Below are 22,312 nucleotides of genomic sequence, written 5' to 3'. Positions count from 1 at the left end.
GTAGGGGCACGGCATTGCCGTGCCCTTACGGGAAATCTATATGTATCAGAGTTTTGGTGAAATGGTATGACGCACCCTACAAATTGGAGATTTTTTTAATTTGTCAGAAGGTGAAGTATGAAGAAACGAACCGCAGAGGCGCAGAGGGCGCAGAGGGCGCAGAGTGAGGAGGGGGAGGTGATTGCATATCTTCGTTCGCCGGTGGCTATTAGGGAACGGTGTGGAGAGTTGTTTGGTTTGGTATGTGGTGGGAAGTCGGAGTATTTTGTTTGTGATTTGTCTCGGTTGGGACTGGTGGCGGATTATGTGATTGGGGTGATGGGTTTAGAATACCCGGATCTGCAAATTCCGTTTCACAGTCGGTGGCGACATTTTGAGGGACAAGGTGTGGGACGCTTGGCTAAGTTGGATACTCTGTTGGCGGGATTAACGCCTGGGGAAAGGGCTGCGGCTAAGTTTGATTTGGCAATTGTGAGTGTGTTGTTGGATGCGGGGGCGGGGAATCGTTGGTGTTATCATGAGCAGGAAACTGGTTTGCGGTTGGGGCGTTCGGAAGGATTGGCTGTAGCGAGTTTCCAGATGTTTTGTGCTGGGGCTTTTGGAAGTGATGGTTTGCCGAAAGTCGATGCTCAAAAGTTGCAAGCATTAACTGAGTCAGAATTAGCTACTGGGTTTGGTGTAAGTGCTGAAAATCCTTTGGTGGGAATGGTTGGGCGTTGGCAATTATTGCAAAAATTAGGTGAGGTTTTACTGGCTTGTCCTCAAATATTTGGGGATGAGAATCCGCGACCAGGAAATCTGGTAAATTATCTTGTGGGTAAGTCTGAAAATGGGCAGTTAGCTGCTGCAACTGTGTTAAGTGCGGTGCTGGAAGGACTGAGTGATATTTGGCCTTCAAGATTACAAGTGGCTGGGGTGAATTTGGGGGATGTCTGGTTTCACCCAGATGTGAGCGATGATGGTTTAGTGCCTTTTCACAAATTATCCCAGTGGTTGACTTACTCGCTATTGGAACCCTTACAGGAACTCGGTTTAGTTATCACTGGTTTAGATGTCCTCACGGGTTTACCAGAATATCGCAATGGCGGGTTATGTCTTGATTTGGGGTTAATTAGTGTGAAAAATCCAGAGATTTTGCGATCGCCCCATTCGGTGTCATCAGCATTTATAGTTGAATGGCGTGCTTTGACTGTGATTCTCTTGGATCAGATTGCTGCTTCGGTACGGCAGAAGTTGGGCATGAGTACGGAGGAATTACCATTGGTAAAAATTCTGCAAGGGGGAACCTGGACAGCTGGGCGCAAAATAGCCGCTGAACTCAGAACAGGTGGTATACCCCCCATACAAATAGAAAGTGATGGTACTGTATTCTAACTATGACTACTCGTTTGTCCTGACGCTTCTGAACTACCCCACGGATGAATCCGGGGGCTAAAGAGCCGTTGCAATATCGGTGTATTTTGACAATGACAAATGACTAATGACAAATGACTAATGACTAATGACAAATGACTAATGACAAATGACTAATGACTAATGACTAATGACTAATAACTAATATGCAAAATCAAGTAACACTAATTGAGCATCCATTAATTCAGCACAAACTGACACTGATGCGTAGGGCTGAAACCAGTACAACTAAATTTCGTAATCTTGTCAAAGAAGTAAGTTTGTTGTTGGCTTATGAAGTTACGCGAGATTTACCGCTAAAATATGAACAGATTAAAACACCACTCGCGCCGATGAATGCACCAGTGCTAGCCCCCGATAAAAAGCTGGTGTTAGTTTCAGTGATGCGGGCCGGACAGGGAATTTTGGATGGGATGCTAGAATTAATGCCATCTGCACGGGTGGGACATGTGGGTTTATACCGTGACCCGAAAACCTTGATTCCCGTTGAGTATTATTTTAAAGTTCCCGATGACGTGGAGCAGCGAGATATGATTGTTGTTGACCCTATGGTAGCAACTGGTAATTCTGCTGTTGCTGCTGTGGAAAGGCTGAAATCTACTAATCCGCTGTCAATTAAATTTGTCTGTTTACTCGCAGCACCAGAAGGACTCAACCATTTCTGTGAAGTCCATCCTGATGTGCCGGTGTATACGGCTGCTATTGATGACTATCTGGATGAACATGGCTATATTATCCCCGGTTTGGGAGATGCAGGCGATCGCTTATTTGGTACAAAATAAGGATGAAATCACGACAAAAAGATTGTTAGCGCACCGCACGGATATCCAAACCCAAATCGAGATTGAGCCATGCGCGGTCGCTTGTAAAAACAGTAACTCCCAACCGCAACCCCAAACTCAAACAGGCGCGGTCTCCTAAAGACAACCCATACTGGCGGGTTTGTTCCCAGAGCCGTCCCGCTACCTCGCCATCCTCTGGTGTAAACGGCTCTAGCACCAGCCCCAGCGACTGCAAATCATCCTGCATTCCGTCAACAACTACCCCCAGGGCGATCGCCTTCTGAATCACCTCGGACCAATTCACGCTCGAAATCACAGACTCAGCTAGTACTTCTTCCACAATATCACACCCCGGCTCATCCTTCAGGTAAACCAGCAGCGCCGAAGCATCGAGAACAACCGTCATTCAGCCTCTTCCCTTTTTGCTTCTTCGCGGCGTTCGGTGATTAATTCATCTGCTAAACTTCTGTCCTTCGGTACCTGCGAGAACCGAGCCTTCAGCCGCAATTTGATCGTTTCTGGTTTCTCCAGCACCAATCGCCCCTCTTCCTGGCGAGCTATCAGAGCATCCCCTGTTTCAAAACCTAGCGATCGCCGTAATCTAGCGGGAATCACCAACCGCCCCTGGCGACCGAGATGGACTTCTACAGATTTGGATGGTTCATTCATAAAACCTCACGGGATGCGGGAAACTCAGCGTCTTCAGACCTGAGAGGGAAGCGGCACGTAGCGTGCTTCCCGAAGGGTACGATTTTAATCGCAGTCCCCTTGCGGGGGCGGTAAATAGAGGAACAGTATTTACCACTTTCCCTGTATGCCGGGAATCGCCTTGCTGTTCCAGTAATGTTAGCTTAGACCTGTTATAAGAGCTTGTTAGGCTGAAAGCACTGTTCCAGTGACCTTAGAACTGTTTAACTTACAGCGACAGAGCGGGGAACTAGCTACGCATTCCGAGGTGTCATGACTCAAATAACGGCTACCCTAGCCTTCTCTCCGAGACGCTACGCGAACGGCTTCCCCCAACGGGGTACAACTACGCTCAGGGTGGTCTGGTCAGTACGGCTTGCTTGATTTCTCTTACAAGCCCAGTCCCTTTAGGGCTGGGTTACTGACATTATTCCTGATCGGGCAACTTTTTTCATTCATGCCACATATTACTAATATATGGCATGAATCTACCCTCATCCACGATTTCCCAGGAAACCTCAGCTACCAGAGCGATCGCTGTGGGCTGTCTAAACTTGAATATTTTTTCGTTAAAAATCCCTTATCTGACGTTTCTTACCAAAAAGTTTGACTGACCACAGCTTTTTTGAGAACTACTCAAAATTTCGGCAGTACAAGCACCAGGTTTACCGTCTTTAGAATAGCAAAAGAAGACTTCTTTCAAAAATCTGCCTGAACCTGAACAATAAGGTGCTATTCCATTAGCTGTGAATGTACTATTAGAACTCAAAAATGTACTTTGTAGGTCTTTGACTGTGGTGCGGAAGGGTTGATTAGGAAGATTGTAAGCTTGAGGAATCGCGATAGAATCTTTTAACTGTTTAGATAATGCGAGGTATTTTGTAGGATTTCTTCCCGAACAAGTGCCATGTTTTTCCCATTCATGATTGTAGAGGCTATCACTGGGATACAAACCTGGAAATTGCTGCTTGATTGCTTGTGATAATTTTTGAGTAGAACAATTAGCCGGATAACCTTTTTGGTACTGAGGCCACAACCCATGTAGTACAAATCCAAGTTTCTTCCCTGAACTACACTGCTTTTGGTCAGGGTTCCCATTTGTCGCACAATAATCTGGAGACCAAGATAACGCCAGGACGTACAAGTCAAATTTACCTGGTGTACCCCGATATTGAGCGTTGGCGGTATTGGCTATAGCAATACCAGTTAGCAAGAGTGAAGATGCTACCAGCAATTTCTTTAACAGCATATTTACGAGACGAGCTTGTCATGTAAAAGTGATAAAGTATACTTTAACAAGTATAAATTGGAAATTGCAAAATTTTTAACTTACAGCAACCGCCAAAGTGCTTAGGACATTAACTGATGATAAAACCTAGACACAATCAGACTTGTAACCCAGTCCCCAGCGATGCACTGAGCGGTCGTTGTGTCCCCAGCGATGCACTGAGCGGTCGTTGTGTCCCCAGTCCCCTGCTATACTGAATTTTTTACGAGTCAGCGGGTGAGGCGAATTTATTTGGATGAATTAGGCGAGGCTGCATCACTCCCCATAGGTATTGCTACAATCAAATTAGTAATTGAAGAGGAAGATACAGCAATTATCACTGCGAGGGAATTAATCAACCGCACCCAGCAAGCAGTAAATTTGCAACTTCCACAAAAACAATTACTAGAATTAATAGAGACAATCTTGGTTTATAAATTTCCGAAAATGAGTCGTCAGGAGATAGAAGCAATGTTTAGTCTCAGCGAATTAAAGCAAACGCGGGTTTATCAAGAAGGTAAGCAAGAAGGTAAGCAAGAAGGTAAGCAAGAAGGTCGTTTTGAGGCAAAATTAGCAGCTGTACCTAAACTGTTAGCACTGGGTTTAACTATGGAACAGATAGCACAGGCGTTAGATTTAGATGTTGCACAAGTCCAGCAAATAGCACAACAAACGCCGCCAAATCAATAATTTGTAAATCATCTGCGGTTCTTTATTTTATCAACCGTCTTTCCACGGCGAGACTCACTTTAGTGTGATTCCTTGTGGTCATGATGCGATTATTTCCAACCTAACCTCTAAATATTTTTAACTAGAATTAGGAGTCGGCTAAATGAGTTACATATCAGAGCAAAATCAAAATATTCATATTCAGAATAGTATTCGTAAAGCTGAAGATGAATTATTTAATGCTATTCAGAACATTATAGACAACAAAGTTTTATCTAGTGAATTAGAAGAATCAAAATTTCGTGAATTGTTGCGAGTTTCCCAAATAACAGAAAGTCCAGAAGTAATTAAAAATTTTTTACGCTATCAACTTGGTCGTGACTCAAAATGGGGTAGAGGGAAAGACTCTTTAGCAGCTAGAATTATACAAGATATTGATACCACAATTCAAGAGCTAGCTAAAAAAATAGCTCTTGAAAATAAAACTGACAATTTAAACTCAATATGGTTAGATTTGATGCGGCGTTATTTTGGCTTTGGTGTTAATTATTTGAGTTTTATTAATTCCTCAGATTTGCATCAAATTGAAGAATCTATTAGTCGTCTATCTCACCAAGAACAGTTGTGGTTGGTTGAGCGAATTATCCACAACATGAAAGTAATTTCGTTGAGAGATATTTCAAATATTCTGCCAGAAAGCATTGAACAACAGCTGATAAATATGGCAAATGACCCAGCAATTCAAGCAGAAATAATAGCCATAAACCAAGAATTTGTCAATTACGAAATGTAAATATGTCTCAAATCCTTACCAATGACCAATGACCAATGACGACCAAAGCCAGTACGGTTCAATAGCCGACCTACTTATTTTCACTTAAAATTATGAAATAGGTCTAATATCCGCTGTCGCAATCGCTGGATAACTGCTCCATCCTCAAGGGATAGTCCATCAAATAATATCTCATATATCAATGGGACACCCAACTCTAAATTTGATAAAAGTTGACGCTGGCTAAATACATCTTGTGGTTTACCTTCTAACACCAGTCGCCCTTGATCCATGACGAAAATCCAATCTGCCCATTTATATACTAAATCTAAATCGTGGGTTGCCATCAACAAAGTAGTGCCATCTTCATGGATTTTTTTCATGGTTGCTATCAAGTTTCGGGTATGTTTGACATCTAAATAGGCTGTAGGCTCGTCTAATACTAATAGTTCGGGTTGTAGTACCATCACATCAGCTATGGAAACTCGCTTTTTTTGCCCTAAACTGAGATGATGTACTGGTCGTTGCGCTAAATCAGTCAAGCCAAATTCAACTAATGCTTGCTCTACTCGCTCTTTAATTTCTACTTCTGGTAAGCCTAAATTACACAAACCATAGGATATATCTTCTTCAACGGTAGCAGCTACTAATTGTTGTTCTGGGTCTTGAAATATTAAGCCGACTTTTTGCCGTAATTTTGCGAGAAAATTCCGATTATAAGCTAAGGGTTCACCACGCCAGCGGATAATCCCAGAAGCGGGTTTATATAAACCGTTGGCTAATAAAAATAATGTTGTTTTACCACAACCATTTTGACCAATTAAGGCACACCTTTTACCAGAGGGAATCCTCATGGTTAGACCATTCAAAGCTGATTGCTGTGCGCCGGGATAAGTGTAATATACCTGTTCAAATTCGAGTAAATATTCTTGCATTCAGCCAAATTTCTAATACTATTAATAGCAAACAACCGAAAATTGCTTCGATGATATATCGCATTTGGGGACGATAGCGACGGGGATGCAAAACTCGAAATTCTCCTTGCATACCCCGTGCTTGCAGTCCCAGGGAGAATTGACTATATTGTTGTAAGCTGCGTTGCAGTAGTTGTCCGATAAGTATTGCTAAACTTTTCATTCCATTGTGCCAGGTGGAGTAACCACCACGGGAATTTTGGGCTGTCCACAATTCGGCGGCTGTTTTCAGCAGGATGAAAATAAACCGATACATGAGTAATAACAAATCGGTCAACAAAACTGGAAATCTGACGCGCCGCAGAGTTTGTAAAATCTCAGCAAAAGGGACAGTTAACATCAGAAAATATAGACAAGACACTGCAGCAAATGCACGGCTGAAAATTGACCAAGCTTGGATACTGCCACTATGACTGATATAAATATAATAATAACCGAAGTTTAGCCCATACCATGCATCGGCTTGCACTTTTGATAAGTCAGAAATAGATACACCATTCAGCATCAGTGCGGGTAAGCTGGTCAACCAAAAAAAGCTGGCAAATGTTAACAATTTCAAATAGATTCCTACAGGGATTTTGGCATAAATAACTGTCCAAATTCCCATCCATAACGCCGTCAACACTTGAACTAGAGGATGAGTACAAAGGGAAATAATCAGAGTTGTAAATGCAAAAATTACTTTATGTTCTGGTGGTAATCCTCGCAGTCGGTTAGTGTAAGCTAAGGTATCGAGTTGCAGGTTCATTCTTCAGGTCTTTTTTGTTGGGAACGTCCTTTATATAATCCAATTACGTAACCAACTACGCCAGCACCCACTGCGGCTTGAGAAGCAAATAATAAACTGGCTATTTCACTGCTGGGAGGTTCTAATGGTGATTTAAACCAAGGTTTATATTCTGGTTGTAGTTCGCTAATAGCGGCTTTAGCTTTGTCATCAGCACCGCCAAATTTTCCATCACGCACAAATATTAACGGTGCAATTGCTAAAGCTAACACAGCTACCACCAATAGCCAGTTACTCAAGCCTTTTTTAGACTGATTCATTACTTTGGGTTTCTCGCTTGATTAATTTTAACAGTTCTAATTCTTGAGGATTATAGGATTGTAACGAGTTCCACACCAGTACAGTTAGTAATCCTTCACTAATTGCTAAGGGAACTTGAGTAAACGCAAAAATGCCGGCAAATTTGATCAATGAAGCGATAAAGCCACCAACCGGTGCGGGAAAAGCTAAGGCGAGTTGGATGGAAGTAATAATGTAGGTGAGTAAATCTGCTAATGCTGCTGCTAAAAATATGGCGATTTTTTGTTTCCCCAAGAGCCGCATTGTGAGATGATATATCCAATAAGCTGCAAATGGTCCGGCGATCGCCATCGAAAAAGCATTTGCGCCCAATGTCGTCAAACCACCATGTGCTAATAATAGGGCTTGAAACAACAGCACCAAGCTACCCAAAACCGACATGGTAAGAGGCCCAAACAGGACTGCGCCTAAACCCGTTCCTGTTGGGTGCGAACAGCTACCTGTTACCGAAGGGATTTTCAACGCTGACAGGACGAAAGTAAAAGCACCAGCCAAGCCCAGGAGTAGTTTCAGTTCTGGGTTAGCTTGGGTAATGCGAGTCAGACTCCGTAATCCTAAAATGAAAAAGGGTAATGCCACAACCCACCAAAAAATTGCCCACTGCACTGGTAAAAAACCTTCCATAATGTGCATGGCGTACGCGGGTTTGGGTAAACCAACGACTAGATAAAAACTGATAATTCCCATCAGGGTAAGACTGGCTAAACCCTGCTGCTTTCTGGACATAATCTGTACCTCGCAGATTGATGTAAAGGGATTGGTTGCAAACGGCGGGCATCCTGACTTACCATATTTTGGCTCACAGTTGCGGGACAGCGCCAGATTTTCACCGGTCTTTCCCCCTTGCGTCCGATGGCTTGTCCCCATCAGAACCGATTTCAGTAAATATATCACCATTCCCAAATTTTCAACAACATTTCTTATGAATACATCACAGACGATAAAACAATTGCAAACTAAATTAGTAACACCAGAAAATTTCCGACCCTATGGACAGGTAATTTTTCCCAGTCAAGATGGTAAAGTGTTCGATGCAGAAGATGCTCAATTAAATCTTCAAAATGGGACGCCGCGATTTTATATTATGCACCTGCAAAAAAGAGGGCGGAAGTTTAGTAAAATTACTCGCCATAGTAAATGCACTCAGGCTTTAGGTTCTTTAGAGGGAAAAGACTGGTTAATTGCAGTTTGTCCTGCTTATAATGAACTAAATGAACCTGTATTAGATGAGATAGCAGCTTTCCGCATTCCGGGGAATTGTTTTATTAACTTAAACCTAGGAACTTGGCACGCGGGACCATATTTTGACCATGAATTTGTGGATTTTTATAATTTGGAGTTGAGTGATACGAATGTAGTCGATCATTTAACTCATGATTTTCTCAAAAGTCATCAATTAGAGTTGGAAATGCTTTAGAGGATGTTTTAAAAGTCCGCTATGTTTGTGTAGTAGCGATTTCTAATCGCCGGGAACTTTTCAAATATCCTCTAATGAACTAATTTTTAGTCGATTGTAAATCATTATATTTGCTGCCAAAAACAAAAACCTGATTTCGTGCTGGATGGGTTAACAGGGCAACTTTTGTTCACTGTAGTAATTTTTACTTACTAAGTTTTCTTGCTTAAGTATATCTATCTTTAGATAGAGAGATTTTTTAGTCAAGACTACGTATACTACAGATATAGGGCTTCTAATTTAGATGAGATACAGATTTATCTACTTCCATCAGGGTCTATTTACGATTAATTCTTGATTCCTGTAACTCATGTGAATCAGCCACTATTAAATGACTAGTACAGCACCGCGTAAATAAACCACCCATTAGCAAGGTCACAAACCCTCACGAATTCCGAATTACGCACAGCGGTACTAGCCCCTATGTTCTGGAAATATCTCAGTTGGTAAAGTTATTCACAACAATTTAAGTGCTGTTCTTGTGTAATTTAGACTGCTAATATTACAGCTTTTTTCGTCATTAACAAGGAGTCAGACAGATGGAAGTATTTGCCTTGTTGATTTTTTTGATGGCAGTGACTATTCATTACCCAAAACCAATAGAAGAGAAAAAGCCAGATGAGGAATACACAGTAAAAATATACCACAAAAAGAAATAAAGATAGTAGGGTGGGTAAGGCGCAATGCTGTAACCCCACCCTCAAACATGCTTCATTTACAGCCAATTTCATTAATTTTGAATTTTACCGACAGGGGTAGAATCTTCAATCCCTTCAACATACCAATCCATAAGCAGTTGTCCCTGATCATCTAATACTTTACCCTTTGGTACTCGCACCACTGCTTTTTGGTCTTTCACCGGACCATCAAAAGGATGGGCTACACCTTGAATAAATTCATCACGTTTGCTGTTTACCAATTGCTGAATATCGTTAGGAATTAGCTGATTCATTGGAGAAATATCTACCATTCCTTCACCAATACCATCCCAAACATTTTTAGCCTTCCAGGTGTTATTCATCACAGTCAAAGCTGTATCAGTATAAAACTTTCCCCATTTATTAATGGCTGATGTCAGGTGCGCTGTTGGAGCAAATTTGCTCATATCAGTATTGTTACCAAAAGCATAAATTCCTTTTTCTTCTGCTAATTGTACAATCGCCACTGAGTCTGTATTTTGTATTAGCACATCCGCACCTAAATTTACCAAAGTTTGTGCAGCTTCTCGTTCTTTAGCTGGTTCGTACCAACTTTGTACCCATAAAACTTTAACTTTGGCGCGAGGATTTGTTACCCGCAATCCTTGAGTAAATGCATTTATCCCCCGAATTACTTCAGGTATTGGGTATGCCCCGATAAAACCAATAATATTAGATTTTGTCATTTTACCAGCAATCATACCGGTTAAGTAGCGAGTCTGTTCAAAGCGTCCCAAATAAGTACCAACATTAGCAGCGCGTTTATCTCCGGCACAATTTTCAAACACAACATGAGGAAAATCCTTGGCAATTTTAATTGTCGGTTTCATGTAACCAAAGAAAGTTGTGAAAATCAGCTTGTTACCATCTAATGCTAGTTGGCGAATTACCCTCTCGGCTTCAGCATCTCCGTTGACATTTTCGACAAAAGTAGTTTTCACCTTATCCTGAAGATTCGCTTCCATTTCTCTGCGACCTAAATCATGGGAATAAGTCCACCCGAAATCCCCTACAGTTCCCATGTAAACAAATCCTACTTTTAAAGGTTCATTCGTCGCCACAGGTGATACTGGGGGCGAAACCTCCGCCGGTGAATTCGAGTTTTTATTGGGGATACAGGCGGCTAAGGTAAAGCCAGCACCAGCTAACGTTGTATACTTGAGAAACTGACGACGATCCATATTTATCAATTGTGTGTAAGTAGGTAGGCGCAAATAAACCTTACTTGCTTTGGTCGTCATTTGTCATTTGTCATTTGTCGTTTGTCATTTGTCATTTGTCATTTGTCATTTGTCATTTGTCATTTGTCATTGGTCATTGGTCATTGGTCATTGGTCATTGGTCATTGGTCATTGGTCATTGGTCATTGGTCATTTGTCATTTGTCATTTGTCATTTGTCATTTGTCATTTGTCATTTGTCATCGGTAAGGGTTTGGGGAATATTTACGTTTTGTAATATAGTTCGGTGCAATTACCGACTTACTTAGTTGATGGTCAATACAGTTCAGTTAAGGAAAATTGTCGTAGGGGCACGGCACGAATAAAATTGTCATTAGAAGAAAAAATTTTGGATGTTCCCGTAAGTGTATATCATTATGTTTTGGTTTTTGGGAATTCCCTTATCTGAAAAACAAATATCGTACACCAATGAGTAACAAAAAGATGCCATACAGCTTCTTCATAGTCTCACTGCTAATAAATGGCTGATTAGCAAATAACGCTCCGAAGAAGTTTCCCACTAATAGACCAATAGCAATGAAGACAGCATATTTGAGATTAATGTTGCCACTGCGATGGTAAACTGCTGCTCCTAAAATGCCAATGGGTAAAATTTGTGCTGCTAGAGAAGTCCCAGTTGCTAACTTTTGATCTAGACCAATTATTAGCACCATTGCAGGTAGCATAATTGCACCGCCACCAATGCCAAACAGACCGCCAGCCACGCCAGCTACAAGACCGATGAGCAACAGTTGGATGAGTAGAGTAGACATAAAAAATCATTAATTAATAGATTGTTTATTATAAATTAATTCCCTGAGAAAAAATAGATTTTGATATCATGCCGTGAACCCCTTTAAATGGACTATTAACAACTTGGGTAATGCGAAAATTCACCGCCAAACTACACAAAACATAAGCTTCTTCTGAGGACAAATTTGTGAAACATTCCAGGAAATTAATCATGTTTTTTAAAGCCTGTTCTAAAGCTGCATCTAAAGTTTCACCAAACCCCATTGTGATCAAATCAGTAGGAGTTTCAGCAATCGGGGTTTTGAGTTGCAAATCTTGACGCAGTTTGAGCATAATTCTACCCTTCATCGAAGTTTCAATGGCAGTGACATTAACTTCACCATCTCCTTGGGCTGAATGACCATCACCAATGGAAAACAATGCTCCAGGAACGAAAATAGGTAAAAATATTTTTGCACCCGCTTGCAATTCGCGGTTATCAATATTACCACCATATGCACCAGGCGGAATAGAATTTCGAGAAATTTCTGGGGTAGCGACACCAAGAATACCAAAAAAGGGTTTGAGGGGAATTTTGATGCCAGTATCGGCGGGAAATTCCGCGATATGATTTTCTAAATCTAGGGGAATAAATCTCAGGGCTGGTTGTTGAAACTGGCTGGGTAAGGCACCCCAACCTGTACGTATTGCATTGAAGCCAACTGGTACACTTGGTGCGATCGCCTTTAATTCTACCTCCAAAACATCCCCTGCTTGGGCACCCCGGACATAAATCGGCCCCGTCAGTAAATGCGGACCACCAGCAATTTTGCGCTCTGGCGGCAGATTTTGGCAAATATCGACAAATTCAGGCGTCAGAAACTCGGCTGGTGCTTTGTCGTAAATGTGATACCCCGTGTAAGTTTCCACGTCAACTGTGTCACCAGAATCAATAGTTAGTGCTGGTGCTAACATATGGGAAAAACCACCAAGATGCACGGTTTCTCTGGTAGCTTTTAAAATGTGGTGAGTCATAGTCTTATCATGCTTCCTAAATATTAATACTTAGGATAGCGGTTTTGGAGTAAGGAGTAAGGAGTAAGCAGTAAGGAGTAAGGAGTAATGAGTAATGAGTAAGGAGTAAGGAGTAATGAGTAAGGAGTAAGGAGTAAGGAGTAAGGAGTAAGGAGTAAGGAGTAAGGAGTAAGGAGTAAGGAGTAATGAGTAAGGAGTAATGAGTAATGAGTAAGGAGTAATGAGTAATGAGTAATGAGTAAGGAGTAATGAGTAATGAGTAAGGAGTAATGAGTAATGAGTAAGGAGTAATGAGGAACACAAGCCAGTAAAACTTTAAAGCGTCCAGGTGGCAATTCGTTCATATTCCAGTCATGATGGCGGATTATACAGCACAAGAGACATTTTTTTACCGTATAAAAATTTTAACTACTCAGTCTTATACCGTTTCACTTTAAGTATGATACAAATACGTTGGTAGGGGCACGGCATTGCCGTGCCCCTACTGGCTTCTATATGTATCAGAGTTTTGGTGAAATGGTATTACGTGCGAATAGTAAAATTTACAGGCAAGAGTCTAAGCCCACAGTGTGGAAGCTGTGCAAGATGAATTTAACACTGCGGAGGATTGAAGGGAATATCGGCGATCGCTGCTTCCTTCTTGAACTTCCGTGTGCATGAAGTGTGCAGTATAAACATAATTAGGTATAGCGTTTCCCGGCCTAGTGCGGTACACCCGTAGGGGCACGGCATTGCCGTGCCCCTACACCTAGCGATATAATCTTGTACCTCATCTGAATGAGAAGCGCTATATAAAGGTGAATTAATCAAGGTCAAGAAAGTCTCTCGAAGTAATAATCTGGTTTTGATATTCGGCTAAAGTCTTGAGTGATAAAAGGTCTTGATCTCCTGTAATTAAGAATTGTGCGTTAGCATCTTTAGCAAGTTCTAAAAATTTGTTGTCATCTGGATCTCTACAGGTGTTTATTTGAGATTTTATTTCTATAAATTGACTGTATTTTTGAACTACTTTCAAAAAATATTGTCGGTCTTCATCTGAGATATATTTATCGAACTTACGTTTGTAAATTCGTGTGTTTAATTCTTGATAAGTTTCCTCGCTTTGAGCAATTTTGAATTCTTTATAGGCTTTATCTAGGGCTTTACGGGCTGTTCCATCAGGACTCAGGGCAGCACTAAGTAAAACATTTGTGTCAATGACAATTAGTTTATGATTCATCGGCGAGTAATTCTTCTAGAGTTTCTTCGGTTAGTCCTTTAGCTTGAGCTTTTCTGCCGATTCTGTCAAAAACACTAAGTAAATCTTCATCTTGATTTTTTGGAGAGCTTTTCTTGATTTCTTGAATGAGTTGTTCTTGTTCTTGTGCTGGAAGTTGTAGGACAAGATTAAGAATTTGCTCGAAGGTTAGAGGGAGTTGATAGTTTTTTTGAGTCATGGTGCTTTCTGGAGTTAGGTGATGGGGACTTGACGTACATCTATTTTACCTGTGACGGCGTTGGTGATAAGGGCGGTGTCTTCTTTTAATGGCTTCTTGAATTTTGGCTTTGTGCTGGCCAATAATGTGATTCACCTAATCATTTTTGGTAGAATCGGGCATAATTACCCCCTGTAGATTCGCACCGCTCAGATTCGCACCGCTCAGATTCGCACCTCTGAGATTCGCGCCTCTGAGATTCGCCAGAGCCAAATTTGCGCCACTGAGGTTAGTCCAACTCAAGTTAGCACTTCTCAAGTCTGCCTGACTCAAGTTAGCCCGTAACATGTATGCACTACTCAGGTGAACTTTGTTGAGATTAGCTTTAGACAAATTAGCTTTGTAAAGGTAAGCACCCATCACTTCCGCTTCGTAGAGATTAGCCTCGCTCAGGTCAGCCGCAATCAAGTTAGCGCTGATTAAATTAGCAAAACTGAGGTTAGCGCGAATCAGCTTGGTTGTTCCTAAATCCGCTTCTCGCAAATTAGCGTGTCTCAAGTCAGTTCCAATCAGGTTGGCATCAGCAATAATAGCGCCTCTGAGATTCGCCTCACTCAAATCTGAGCCAATCAAATTGGCATTACTTAAATCTGCCTGTGCCAGTGTAGCACCGCTTAAGTTAGCCACACTGAAGTTAGCCCCGTTCAGATTTGCTTCAATGAGCAATGCTTTGCAAAGATAAGCGCTACTGAGGTTAGCACCACTGAGGTTGGCTCGCACGAGTAAAGCCAGACTTAGATCTACATTGCTTAAATTTACCCCCTGAAGATTTGCGCCTCGGAGGTTATCCCCTTGCAAATTTGCCCCACTCAGGTCTGGTACAATCTGGGGATTTTGCTTTCTCCACTCAATCCATGTAACTGCACCTGCTTGCAATAATCTCAGATGCTCACGATTTGCCATTTTCTCTCCTTTATTCCTGGCGTCCACCTTGAGGATTTACCCGACCAGCGACATTTTCAATCGCTGTCTTCGCCCCTGCTGCACCTGCAAGAATATCTCGTTCTTGTCCACCCAAGTACAGCCTTCCAAAGCTTCCTACAGCTTGCACCTCCAGGATGTTAATCAAAGCTGCTTTTTCCGCTTCATTTGCAGCCAGTGCGGCGTAAGCTGCAGGTTCAACTTCTAAGACATACAGCGTTTGTCCTGACAGTAATAGCTGTCCCCGGCGTGTGCGATTGATCAATTGTGCTTGGTAGGCGTCAATATTGCGGATAATTTGACTAGAAACCACACGCGGTTTGAGACATTCTTCTTTTTTCACTCCCAACATCGCCAAAATTGCTTGACCAGCTGCTCGCGTTTCGCCTTGAGAGCCAGAATGTACTTCCAGTAGACCATACAATCGCTCAACTACCTGTACACCAGGACGCACAGAAGCGGCTTTGAGCGCTACATCTGTAATTCGATTGATTTCAATCCCCGGAGAAATTTCAATCCACAACGATGTATCCCCTGGTAATGGCAAGAAACCTTGGGCTACTGTTCCTATATATGCTGCATGTTGCGGTTGCAAGCTGTCGAGAAATACGAAACTGCGTAGTTCTATTCCCAAAGTTATGCTCTCCAGTCATCAGGGTAATTTCTATTGCAATATTTGAGTTTACCAAAAAAACTGGGTCTAAAGCCCCGTCCTTCTAGGACGGCTTTTTGGTAAAATAGTGGCAACAGGCAGGGCATTGTCTGTCGGGCTAGGTGATGTAAGACGGGCTATGCCTGCTATTGCTGTTTGAATCCAGAATCCCTGAACTTTCAGATCAGGGAGTATGTCAACCTGAAACTACCACATAACGACTAGGTATTGGGGATTGGGGATTGGGGATTGGGGATTGGGGATTGGGGATTGGGGATTGGGGATTGGGCACAAGGAAATCTTTTTGATGCCCCATGCCCCATGCCCCATGCCCCATACTTCGGCTTCGCTCAGTACAAGTGCCCCATGCTAATTAGGCGGCAATAAACTTCATGGCTACACCATTCATGCAGTAGCGTTTGCCAGTGGGTGCTGGGCCATCGTCAAACACATGACCTAGATGACCACCACAGCGACTACAATGCACTTCCGTTCTGGTCATAAACAACGACCTGTCTACAGTGGTAGCGATCGCCCCCTCAATTGGTTGAAAAAAGCTAGGCCAGCCAGTACCGCTGTTAAATTTAGTTTCTGATGTAAACAACGGTAGTTCACACCCAGCACACACAAAAGTGCCTTCAGTATATTCTTTATCCAGTGGACTAGTGAAAGCGCGTTCCGTTCCATGTTTCCGCAATACCCGAAACTGTTCTGGTGTTAAAATTGTCTGCCACTCAGCATCTGATTTGCTAATTTCAAAATTAGTATTGGAAGTTGCCATCGTTTTTGTTCTCCGATTAAAGATCTGGGGTAATAATAATGTTCCGCCGACTATTACTGCACTAGCTTTTGACATACTCCCCACCCTTGAAGGGTGGGGATTCTGGGCTGCTAACGGCAATTGCAGGCGTAGCCAGTCTAACATCACCTAACCCAATGGTTGATGCCCCAACCATTTGAATATTTCTCGCGGCGTTTTCATCACGTCCATTAATTGATTGACAAGACGGACAACGCCACTGTCTTATGGATAAATCTAGATTTTCTAAAATATGCCCACAATGAGAACAAGTTTTACTAGATGGATACCATTGATCTATATAAACAAGTTGTTTGTTTTTCTTTTTAGTTACCCATGACAATATTTGGAGAAATTCTCCAAAAGCTACATCTGATATTTTTCTACCCCAAAGACGTTGCATACCTTTGAGGTTTAGGGTTTCAAAACATAAAACATCAAACTTGTCTGTCAATTCATGAGCTAATTTCCAGAACCAATCCCGTCTGCGGTTACAAACATTTTCATGTTGACGAACTAAATTCTTTCTAGCTCTTTCACGATTATTTGACCGTTTTACCTTTTTGGAGTGGTTTTTACTAGCTTTCTTAATAGCATTCAGAGATTGCTTGAGAAATTGTGGAGAATCAATTAAAGTTCCATCAGAGCAAGTTAGAAATGTCTTCAATCCGAAATCAAACCCCGCTATTTTACCAGTCGTTGATTTAATTTCTGGTTCTAACTCATTATCAACTACAATCACCATAAATAACTCACCTAGTGCAGTGCGTTTAATGGTTAATGTTTTGATTTTTCCCTCTACTTCTCTAGATTTCCAAAATTGATAAACTCGATTGGCAATTTTAATTCTATTCCCATTTAAGAGTTTATAACCTGCTTGTTTAAGCGTGAATGATTTGTATTTTTTAACCTTTTTAAAACCCGGTGGTCTGACTCCTTTTTTATTATGTTTAAAAAATAATTGGTAGGCTTTCTCTATGCGTTGACAGATATCTTGCACTGCTTGAGAACCGATTGATTGCCAAAATTGATGACGTTTTCTTAATTTGGCAATATGAGACTGGAGTTTTGCACAGTTTAAGTGTTTGCCCCACATGCGATAGTACCGTTTATGTAGAGCAATACAATGATTATAGATCACCCCTGCGGCGTTGATCATCCGTTTCAGGTGTCTATTCCTTTTGTGTTCGTACAGCTTAAACTTTAGTGTTTTCATGACAATATTATATCAAAGTCGCCCTAGAAGGGCGAGGCTTTAAACCCATTTCTTTGGTAAAAAATACCGCTTGTTCATATATCTATTATTGGACTTATTGACTATGATGTGCGATCGCCCTGAGCTACCCCTGAGAAATTCCTGAAAATTCGCTAAATAGGGGCGGGGGGGCAAACAATTTTAGATTTTGGATACTTCGACTTCGCTCAGTACAAGTTTTGGATTTTGGATTTAATCTAAAATCTAAAATCTAAAATTCTGCGGGGATCTTATTGCTCCCCCTGCTCCTCCGCCTCTTCTGTCAGTCCCTAAAGCAGCAATTCTTCAGCCAGCAGCTTTGCTTGCTGACGGATGTTAGGTACTGCTGTGGTTTCCCAGAGATAACCTATTTGCGGCGGACCTAGGGTATAAAGTTGCTGGGAAATGTTACCGTTGGCGTCCACAAGTGCGCCGTTGGGAGCAACTTCTAAGCCTAAATTGAGGGCGTGAAGGTTAATTAGTCCTGATGTCAGCAGTTCCTGAATTAGAGGATGCTGGTATTTGCGATAGTTGTACTGAGAACCAGTACAGTTAATCACCAGCCCAGCCCGTAAAATATCAGTCTTTGTGCTACCACGGTGGCGGATGACTACGTTTACACCGTCGGCGTCTTCTTCATAGGCTAGAATGCGTCCAGCATGTACAACTACTTGCTGCGCGTCGATTAGCTCAGTGATAGTTTGGGCAACTTCTGGTGCTGCTCGATGACGATGGATATCCCAATAGGTTCGGACATGGCGCAGAAACCGTCGCTGTTCAGATAAGGGGAGAGCCAGCCAAATGGCTTGGTTTTCTGGGCGCAGTGTATCAATAACTGCACGCCAGTCATATCCTAAAGCCAAGGCTTTCTTGATTTCTTGTCTAACTAAGCGCACCAAGGCCCGGATGTTCTTAGGAGCCTGTTCTGCTTTGAGGAAGCTGTGGTAAGCATCTGTAGATTTGTGACTTTGGGATAATAAACCCCGGCGTGAGACGATATCAATCGTCCCTTTATATCCTTGTCGATGCAGGGCTACAACTACATCGAAGGCTGTCAAACCTGCACCAATCAAGACTAGTGGGTCATTAGCAGATAGGTTTGTCAACCACTTTTTAGACCATACGCAGCTAAGATAACGTTTACTCTCGTAGAAACTTGGGTCTTGAACAGGTGGATTAGCTGCTGGTAAATTACCTAGGGCGAGTACGACGCGATCAACTTTGAGGATTTCTCCTGATCTTAAGCCAATCGTCACGCTTTCTGGTGTAGTCTTGAGAGAAACCGCTTCATCATGCAACCGATCTAAGCGTACCCCGGTAGCAGCACCTGCTTCGGCTTGATTTAAAATAGCTTGAATATACTGACTGTAAAGCTTACGAGGTACGAAGGTATCGGCGTTAACAGCGGGAATGTTTTGATTTTGCAACCAACGGAGGAAATGGTCAGGGTCATCAGCAAAGGAGCTGATTTTACCAGCTGGTACATTTAACAAGTGGGAATCTAATTCAGTGCTGTAGGCAATTCCTTCTCCAATCACCGGACGGCGCTCAATCAGTTTGATGGTAAGTGGAGAAGTTGCACTTAAAAGCAGGTGAACAGCAACCATTACGCCACTGTAACCGCCACCAATAATGGCGATCGCTTGGGATCTATTTTGAGACATAACTCCAAAAAGTTAGGCGAATTATTCTTGATGGGGATACCGGACAGAAACTCGCTCAACTTTAGATGAGCTTGGAGAATGCACCGAGATGTCTGTTACAGCCATTTTCAGGTAAATAGACCACAGGGTAGGGGCGCAAGGCCTTGCGCCCCTACGAAGATCTGTGGTTCAAATGAATGAAAATTGCTGTAATGGTCGTGCATAGATATGCAGCTTAACGCAGATTTACTCATTCGACTGGGAAAATCTAAGTGCCAATACTGTGGTCGATTCATGCCCCATGCCCCATGCCCTTGTGGGTGGAGTTTTTTAGTTAGTGCGTTCCAGATTCTATTTCAATTTTATGATCAATATATGATATTTTAAGTTCTTTTTAATACGTTTTTAATCTCTGTATATTTTGATTTCCCATCTTTTAGCTGATTAATATACATTTATCTGATAGGAATACCGTAGTTATGTAAAAAACCCCTTGTTTGAATTAGTGGAATATGCAATAATCTGTAAATTAACTAAAACTACGGTAGTTCTATCGACTTAGCGTAGATTACAAAGGACAGGACTCATGCAGTTACTATGGTTCATCCCCACCCACGGCGACGGACGCTACCTTGGAACTGCTACAGGTGGAAGGGCTGTCAGCTTTCCCTATCTGCGGCAGATAGCACAGGCGGTAGATGATCTGGGCTTTACGGGGGCATTGCTACCTACTGGTCGTTCTTGTGAAGACGCTTGGATTGTGGCGTCAACCTTAGTACCCCTAACCCGACAGATGCGTTTTTTAGTGGCGATTCGTCCGGGTTTGGTGTCGGCTGGGGTAGCAGCGCGGATGGCGGCGACGTTTGATCGCCTATCTGGTGGACGATTATTAATTAACGTAGTCACAGGCGGCGATCCAGTAGAGTTAGCGGGAGATGGCTTGCACCTCGGACACGATGAACGCTATGAGTTAACAGATGAATTCTTGACAGCATGGCGGGCGATCGCCAGTGGAGAACAAGCCAACCTCAAGGGTAAATATCTCGACATTGAGAACGGTAAGCTGTTATTTCCTACAGTCCAAAAGCCACATCCGCCCTTATGGTTCGGCGGTTCCTCACCTATCGCCCAACAAATAGCCGCCAAGCATGTAGATGTCTATCTTACTTGGGGCGAACCACCAGCCCAAGTCGCCGAGAAAATTGCCTCAGTTCGCCAGCTAGCAGAGGCTGAGGGCAGAACTTTACGATTTGGCATTCGCTTGCATGTAATTGTGCGCCAAACTGAAAGTGAAGCTTGGGATGCAGCCAATCAATTGATTCAATATGTGGATGAAGAGGCGATCGCTACGGCACAAAAAGCATACGCCCGGATGGACTCAGAAGGACAACGGCGGATGACCCAATTACATCAGGGTAGTCGCGACGCGCTAGAGATTAGCCCAAACCTGTGGGCGGGAGTTGGTTTAGTGCGCGGTGGTGCCGGTACAGCCTTAGTAGGTGATCCCCAAACCGTAGCCGCCAGGATGTTAGAATATGCAGATTTAGGTATTGAAACCTTCATCTTCTCCGGCTATCCCCACCTAGAAGAAGCCTATCGAGTAGCCGAACTTCTCTTTCCCCATTTGCCATTAGAGAATCTACCAATTGTAGAGCAACAACATGTATTAAGCCCATTTGGAGAGATTGTTGCCAATGAAAATTTTCCCAAGCAGCAGCCCAAAGAAAAAGCCACCACCGTATCCTAGAAACGCCTGGGAGATAGCAAGCAATGTTGCAACAAAAAAACAGAATCAGTTGTAGAAATTGGGAGTTTAATTAAATGACTCATATTCTCGCGATCGCAGGTAGTCCATCCCACCCATCCAGAACTTACAGTATTGTCGAATATGCCGGCAACCTGTTAAAGCAAGAAGGCTTGGATATAGACATAATTTCCGTCCGCGATTTACCCGCTGAAGATTTAATTTTTGGACGATATGACAGCCCAGCTTTAGAACAGCCAAAAGCCTTATTGGCAAAAGCAGATGGTGTGATTATTTCCACCCCCATCTATAAAGCTGCTTACACAGGGGTACTGAAAACATTTTTAGATTTATTGCCCCAAAAGTCATTGACGGGAAAAGTCGTATTACCCATCGCCACTGGTGGAACAATTGCTCATTTGTTAGCAATTGAATATGCTTTAAAACCCATTTTAGGCGAATTAGGAGCCAGACATATCCTGGCTACTGTTTACGCCATAGACAAACAAATTCAACGGCAAGACGATGGCAGTTTGCTGCTGGATCAAGAACTTGAACTAAGACTCAAAGATGTCCTGCAAGAATTTGTCAAAGCTATCAAACATTCTCCAATAGACTCTCCAGACTTGGTTCGCGCTAGTTAACTGATTACGTTTATACCTCCGTTTATCTATAGTAGATGGATATTTTTTATCCATCTACTACATTCCTCAAAAATTCAGTTATGATATGAGTACTTTAATACCAATTAAAAAAAAGAATGGGACAGATAGGGTAGGGGCTGAAGGGCTTGCGCCCCTACAGATTATCGATGTGTTGCCAAGATTTTTTTAATTGATATAATTTGATAAATCTTCTAGATTTCTCCTAACCTCTGCCTGTAGGAGATGGGTATTTTTCACCCATCTCCTACTTTTCTCAAAAATCCTATAATTGCTATCGTGAAATTAGGGAGTATCTATAGTTTATAAGTCAGAATTTTTACTATTCAATAACACTTGGCAATTGCCATGAAACAGGAATCTGATTTTCTCTCCGAACTATGTGATTTTC

General features: G+C 42.3%; 26 protein-coding genes, 1 pseudogene and 1 riboswitch. Of the genes and pseudogenes, 8 read left to right on the top strand and 19 right to left on the bottom strand.

Annotation, left to right across the window (positions count from 1 at the left end; all coding sequences use genetic code 11):
• Window positions 1–117: 117 nt before the first annotated feature.
• Together HEQ19_14280 and upp are read left to right on the top strand one after the other, a co-directional pair.
• Entirely contained in the window at window positions 118–1,374 is a 1,257-nt protein-coding gene (locus HEQ19_14280) for a URC4/urg3 family protein (GenBank protein WYM00517.1), read from the top strand.
• Between the two features lie 185 nt (window positions 1,375–1,559).
• The gene (gene upp, locus HEQ19_14275) at window positions 1,560–2,195 is read left to right on the top strand and encodes a uracil phosphoribosyltransferase (protein WYM00516.1); all 636 of its coding nucleotides are present in this window, start codon (window positions 1,560–1,562) and stop codon (window positions 2,193–2,195) included.
• Window positions 2,196–2,220: 25 nt separating this feature from the next.
• On the opposite strand, the gene HEQ19_14270 is transcribed toward upp, so the two are convergent.
• The 3 genes from HEQ19_14270 to HEQ19_14260 form a co-directional block, all read right to left on the bottom strand.
• A complete protein-coding gene (locus tag HEQ19_14270; GenBank protein ID WYM00515.1) occupies window positions 2,221–2,601 on the bottom strand; it encodes a type II toxin-antitoxin system VapC family toxin in 381 nt (126 codons plus the stop codon).
• Window positions 2,598–2,864, bottom strand: coding sequence for an AbrB/MazE/SpoVT family DNA-binding domain-containing protein (locus tag HEQ19_14265; GenBank protein WYM00514.1), 267 nt, complete (start codon window positions 2,862–2,864; stop codon window positions 2,598–2,600). Before HEQ19_14265 ends, HEQ19_14270 begins: the two co-directional genes overlap by 4 nt.
• A 598-nt stretch (window positions 2,865–3,462) precedes the next feature.
• The gene (locus HEQ19_14260) at window positions 3,463–4,131 is read right to left on the bottom strand and encodes a ribonuclease (protein ID WYM00513.1); all 669 of its coding nucleotides are present in this window, start codon (window positions 4,129–4,131) and stop codon (window positions 3,463–3,465) included.
• A gap of 234 nt (window positions 4,132–4,365) precedes the next feature.
• Here HEQ19_14260 and HEQ19_14255 point away from each other — a divergent pair.
• Window positions 4,366–4,839, top strand: a pseudogene (locus tag HEQ19_14255) (Rpn family recombination-promoting nuclease/putative transposase).
• A 142-nt stretch (window positions 4,840–4,981) separates the two neighbouring features.
• Complete coding sequence (locus HEQ19_31010; protein WZI67214.1) at window positions 4,982–5,611, top strand: hypothetical protein; 630 nt, start codon at window positions 4,982–4,984, stop codon at window positions 5,609–5,611.
• An 80-nt stretch (window positions 5,612–5,691) separates the two neighbouring features.
• Here the strand turns inward: HEQ19_31010 and HEQ19_14245 are convergent, their stop codons facing one another.
• Genes HEQ19_14245 through HEQ19_14230 form a run of 4 tightly spaced genes read right to left on the bottom strand, consistent with a single transcriptional unit; the run spans window position 5,692 to window position 8,377 of the window.
• Window positions 5,692–6,525, bottom strand: coding sequence for an ABC transporter ATP-binding protein (locus tag HEQ19_14245; protein ID WYM00512.1), 834 nt, complete (start codon window positions 6,523–6,525; stop codon window positions 5,692–5,694).
• The gene (cbiQ, locus tag HEQ19_14240) at window positions 6,500–7,312 is read right to left on the bottom strand and encodes a cobalt ECF transporter T component CbiQ (protein ID WYM00511.1); all 813 of its coding nucleotides are present in this window, start codon (window positions 7,310–7,312) and stop codon (window positions 6,500–6,502) included. The genes HEQ19_14245 and cbiQ overlap by 26 nt, the downstream gene beginning before the upstream one ends.
• Entirely contained in the window at window positions 7,309–7,611 is a 303-nt protein-coding gene (locus HEQ19_14235) for an energy-coupling factor ABC transporter substrate-binding protein (GenBank protein ID WYM00510.1), read from the bottom strand. The genes cbiQ and HEQ19_14235 overlap by 4 nt, the downstream gene beginning before the upstream one ends.
• A complete protein-coding gene (locus tag HEQ19_14230) occupies window positions 7,598–8,377 on the bottom strand; it encodes an energy-coupling factor ABC transporter permease (protein ID WYM00509.1) in 780 nt (259 codons plus the stop codon). The genes HEQ19_14235 and HEQ19_14230 overlap by 14 nt, the downstream gene beginning before the upstream one ends.
• Before the next feature lie 25 nt (window positions 8,378–8,402).
• A riboswitch (cobalamin riboswitch) is annotated at window positions 8,403–8,543 on the bottom strand.
• Between the two features lie 30 nt (window positions 8,544–8,573).
• Here HEQ19_14230 and HEQ19_14225 point away from each other — a divergent pair.
• Complete coding sequence (locus HEQ19_14225; protein ID WYM00508.1) at window positions 8,574–9,068, top strand: ureidoglycolate lyase; 495 nt, start codon at window positions 8,574–8,576, stop codon at window positions 9,066–9,068.
• 769 nt (window positions 9,069–9,837) lie between these two features.
• Here the strand turns inward: HEQ19_14225 and HEQ19_14220 are convergent.
• Window positions 9,838–10,986, bottom strand: coding sequence for a BMP family ABC transporter substrate-binding protein (locus HEQ19_14220; protein ID WYM03406.1), 1,149 nt, complete (start codon window positions 10,984–10,986; stop codon window positions 9,838–9,840).
• 60 nt (window positions 10,987–11,046) lie between these two features.
• Between HEQ19_14220 and HEQ19_14215 the strand changes: the two genes are divergently transcribed.
• On the top strand, window positions 11,047–11,262 hold the full coding sequence (locus tag HEQ19_14215) for a hypothetical protein (GenBank protein WYM00507.1): 216 nt from the start codon (window positions 11,047–11,049) through the stop codon (window positions 11,260–11,262).
• A gap of 163 nt (window positions 11,263–11,425) precedes the next feature.
• On the opposite strand, the gene HEQ19_14210 is transcribed toward HEQ19_14215, so the two are convergent.
• From HEQ19_14210 to HEQ19_14165, 11 genes are all read right to left on the bottom strand, one after another.
• On the bottom strand, window positions 11,426–11,797 hold the full coding sequence (locus HEQ19_14210; GenBank protein WYM00506.1) for a TSUP family transporter: 372 nt from the start codon (window positions 11,795–11,797) through the stop codon (window positions 11,426–11,428).
• A 28-nt stretch (window positions 11,798–11,825) separates the two neighbouring features.
• On the bottom strand, window positions 11,826–12,791 hold the full coding sequence (locus HEQ19_14205) for an acetamidase/formamidase family protein (GenBank protein ID WYM00505.1): 966 nt from the start codon (window positions 12,789–12,791) through the stop codon (window positions 11,826–11,828).
• A gap of 23 nt (window positions 12,792–12,814) precedes the next feature.
• The gene (locus tag HEQ19_14200) at window positions 12,815–13,135 is read right to left on the bottom strand and encodes a hypothetical protein (protein WYM03405.2); all 321 of its coding nucleotides are present in this window, start codon (window positions 13,133–13,135) and stop codon (window positions 12,815–12,817) included.
• Between the two features lie 458 nt (window positions 13,136–13,593).
• Window positions 13,594–14,010, bottom strand: a complete 417-nt coding sequence (locus tag HEQ19_14195) for a putative toxin-antitoxin system toxin component, PIN family (protein WYM00504.1) — start codon at window positions 14,008–14,010, stop codon at window positions 13,594–13,596.
• Window positions 14,000–14,227 carry a hypothetical protein gene (locus HEQ19_14190; GenBank protein WYM00503.1) on the bottom strand — a complete coding sequence of 76 codons (228 nt, stop codon included), beginning with the start codon at window positions 14,225–14,227 and terminating at the stop codon, window positions 14,000–14,002. The genes HEQ19_14195 and HEQ19_14190 overlap by 11 nt, the downstream gene beginning before the upstream one ends.
• Before the next feature lie 135 nt (window positions 14,228–14,362).
• Window positions 14,363–15,169 carry a pentapeptide repeat-containing protein gene (locus HEQ19_14185; protein WYM00502.1) on the bottom strand — a complete coding sequence of 269 codons (807 nt, stop codon included), beginning with the start codon at window positions 15,167–15,169 and terminating at the stop codon, window positions 14,363–14,365.
• 10 nt (window positions 15,170–15,179) lie between these two features.
• Window positions 15,180–15,821 carry a hypothetical protein gene (locus tag HEQ19_14180; GenBank protein WYM00501.1) on the bottom strand — a complete coding sequence of 214 codons (642 nt, stop codon included), beginning with the start codon at window positions 15,819–15,821 and terminating at the stop codon, window positions 15,180–15,182.
• A gap of 214 nt (window positions 15,822–16,035) precedes the next feature.
• On the bottom strand, window positions 16,036–16,176 hold the full coding sequence (locus HEQ19_31005; GenBank protein ID WZI67213.1) for a hypothetical protein: 141 nt from the start codon (window positions 16,174–16,176) through the stop codon (window positions 16,036–16,038).
• 36 nt (window positions 16,177–16,212) lie between these two features.
• The gene (gene msrB, locus HEQ19_14175; protein ID WYM00500.1) at window positions 16,213–16,695 is read right to left on the bottom strand and encodes a peptide-methionine (R)-S-oxide reductase MsrB; all 483 of its coding nucleotides are present in this window, start codon (window positions 16,693–16,695) and stop codon (window positions 16,213–16,215) included.
• Entirely contained in the window at window positions 16,682–17,854 is a 1,173-nt protein-coding gene (locus HEQ19_14170; GenBank protein ID WYM00499.1) for a transposase, read from the bottom strand. The genes msrB and HEQ19_14170 overlap by 14 nt, the downstream gene beginning before the upstream one ends.
• 308 nt (window positions 17,855–18,162) lie before the next feature.
• Window positions 18,163–19,536, bottom strand: a complete 1,374-nt coding sequence (locus HEQ19_14165) for an FAD/NAD(P)-binding protein (GenBank protein WYM00498.1) — start codon at window positions 19,534–19,536, stop codon at window positions 18,163–18,165.
• 565 nt (window positions 19,537–20,101) lie between these two features.
• Between HEQ19_14165 and ssuD the strand changes: the two genes are divergently transcribed.
• Complete coding sequence (gene ssuD / locus HEQ19_14160; protein ID WYM00497.1) at window positions 20,102–21,262, top strand: FMNH2-dependent alkanesulfonate monooxygenase; 1,161 nt, start codon at window positions 20,102–20,104, stop codon at window positions 21,260–21,262.
• A 74-nt stretch (window positions 21,263–21,336) separates the two neighbouring features.
• Window positions 21,337–21,903, top strand: coding sequence for an NADPH-dependent FMN reductase (ssuE, locus tag HEQ19_14155; GenBank protein WYM00496.1), 567 nt, complete (start codon window positions 21,337–21,339; stop codon window positions 21,901–21,903).
• The last annotated feature ends 409 nt before the right edge of the window (window positions 21,904–22,312 follow it).

Origin of the sequence: Gloeotrichia echinulata CP02, from assembly GCA_038087035.1 — a bacterium.
GTDB lineage: Bacteria > Cyanobacteriota > Cyanobacteriia > Cyanobacteriales > Nostocaceae > Gloeotrichia > Gloeotrichia echinulata.
Note: the sequence above shows the minus strand (reverse complement) of the source record. Positions and strands in the feature narration are given on the sequence as shown.

Excerpts from the sequence above, each read along its gene's own strand:
- HEQ19_14280 (WYM00517.1), top strand. The coding sequence starts at position 118 with ATGAAGAAACGAACCGCAGAGGCGCAGAGGGCGCAGAGGGCGCAGAGT.
- upp (WYM00516.1), top strand. The coding sequence starts at position 1,560 with ATGCAAAATCAAGTAACACTAATTGAGCATCCATTAATTCAGCACAAA.
- HEQ19_14270 (WYM00515.1), bottom strand. The coding sequence starts at position 2,601 with ATGACGGTTGTTCTCGATGCTTCGGCGCTGCTGGTTTACCTGAAGGAT.
- HEQ19_14265 (WYM00514.1), bottom strand. The coding sequence starts at position 2,864 with ATGAATGAACCATCCAAATCTGTAGAAGTCCATCTCGGTCGCCAGGGG.
- HEQ19_14260 (WYM00513.1), bottom strand. The coding sequence starts at position 4,131 with ATGCTGTTAAAGAAATTGCTGGTAGCATCTTCACTCTTGCTAACTGGT.
- HEQ19_31010 (WZI67214.1), top strand. The coding sequence starts at position 4,982 with ATGAGTTACATATCAGAGCAAAATCAAAATATTCATATTCAGAATAGT.
- HEQ19_14245 (WYM00512.1), bottom strand. The coding sequence starts at position 6,525 with ATGCAAGAATATTTACTCGAATTTGAACAGGTATATTACACTTATCCC.
- cbiQ (WYM00511.1), bottom strand. The coding sequence starts at position 7,312 with ATGAACCTGCAACTCGATACCTTAGCTTACACTAACCGACTGCGAGGA.
- HEQ19_14235 (WYM00510.1), bottom strand. The coding sequence starts at position 7,611 with ATGAATCAGTCTAAAAAAGGCTTGAGTAACTGGCTATTGGTGGTAGCT.
- HEQ19_14230 (WYM00509.1), bottom strand. The coding sequence starts at position 8,377 with ATGTCCAGAAAGCAGCAGGGTTTAGCCAGTCTTACCCTGATGGGAATT.
- HEQ19_14225 (WYM00508.1), top strand. The coding sequence starts at position 8,574 with ATGAATACATCACAGACGATAAAACAATTGCAAACTAAATTAGTAACA.
- HEQ19_14220 (WYM03406.1), bottom strand. The coding sequence starts at position 10,986 with ATGGATCGTCGTCAGTTTCTCAAGTATACAACGTTAGCTGGTGCTGGC.
- HEQ19_14210 (WYM00506.1), bottom strand. The coding sequence starts at position 11,797 with ATGTCTACTCTACTCATCCAACTGTTGCTCATCGGTCTTGTAGCTGGC.
- HEQ19_14205 (WYM00505.1), bottom strand. The coding sequence starts at position 12,791 with ATGACTCACCACATTTTAAAAGCTACCAGAGAAACCGTGCATCTTGGT.
- HEQ19_14200 (WYM03405.2), bottom strand. The coding sequence starts at position 13,135 with ATGAACGAATTGCCACCTGGACGCTTTAAAGTTTTACTGGCTTGTGTT.
- HEQ19_14195 (WYM00504.1), bottom strand. The coding sequence starts at position 14,010 with ATGAATCATAAACTAATTGTCATTGACACAAATGTTTTACTTAGTGCT.
- HEQ19_14190 (WYM00503.1), bottom strand. The coding sequence starts at position 14,227 with ATGACTCAAAAAAACTATCAACTCCCTCTAACCTTCGAGCAAATTCTT.
- HEQ19_14185 (WYM00502.1), bottom strand. The coding sequence starts at position 15,169 with ATGGCAAATCGTGAGCATCTGAGATTATTGCAAGCAGGTGCAGTTACA.
- HEQ19_31005 (WZI67213.1), bottom strand. The coding sequence starts at position 16,176 with ATGGGGCATGGGGCATGGGGCATGGGGCATCAAAAAGATTTCCTTGTG.
- msrB (WYM00500.1), bottom strand. The coding sequence starts at position 16,695 with ATGTCAAAAGCTAGTGCAGTAATAGTCGGCGGAACATTATTATTACCC.
- HEQ19_14170 (WYM00499.1), bottom strand. The coding sequence starts at position 17,854 with ATGAAAACACTAAAGTTTAAGCTGTACGAACACAAAAGGAATAGACAC.
- HEQ19_14165 (WYM00498.1), bottom strand. The coding sequence starts at position 19,536 with ATGTCTCAAAATAGATCCCAAGCGATCGCCATTATTGGTGGCGGTTAC.
- ssuD (WYM00497.1), top strand. The coding sequence starts at position 20,102 with ATGCAGTTACTATGGTTCATCCCCACCCACGGCGACGGACGCTACCTT.
- ssuE (WYM00496.1), top strand. The coding sequence starts at position 21,337 with ATGACTCATATTCTCGCGATCGCAGGTAGTCCATCCCACCCATCCAGA.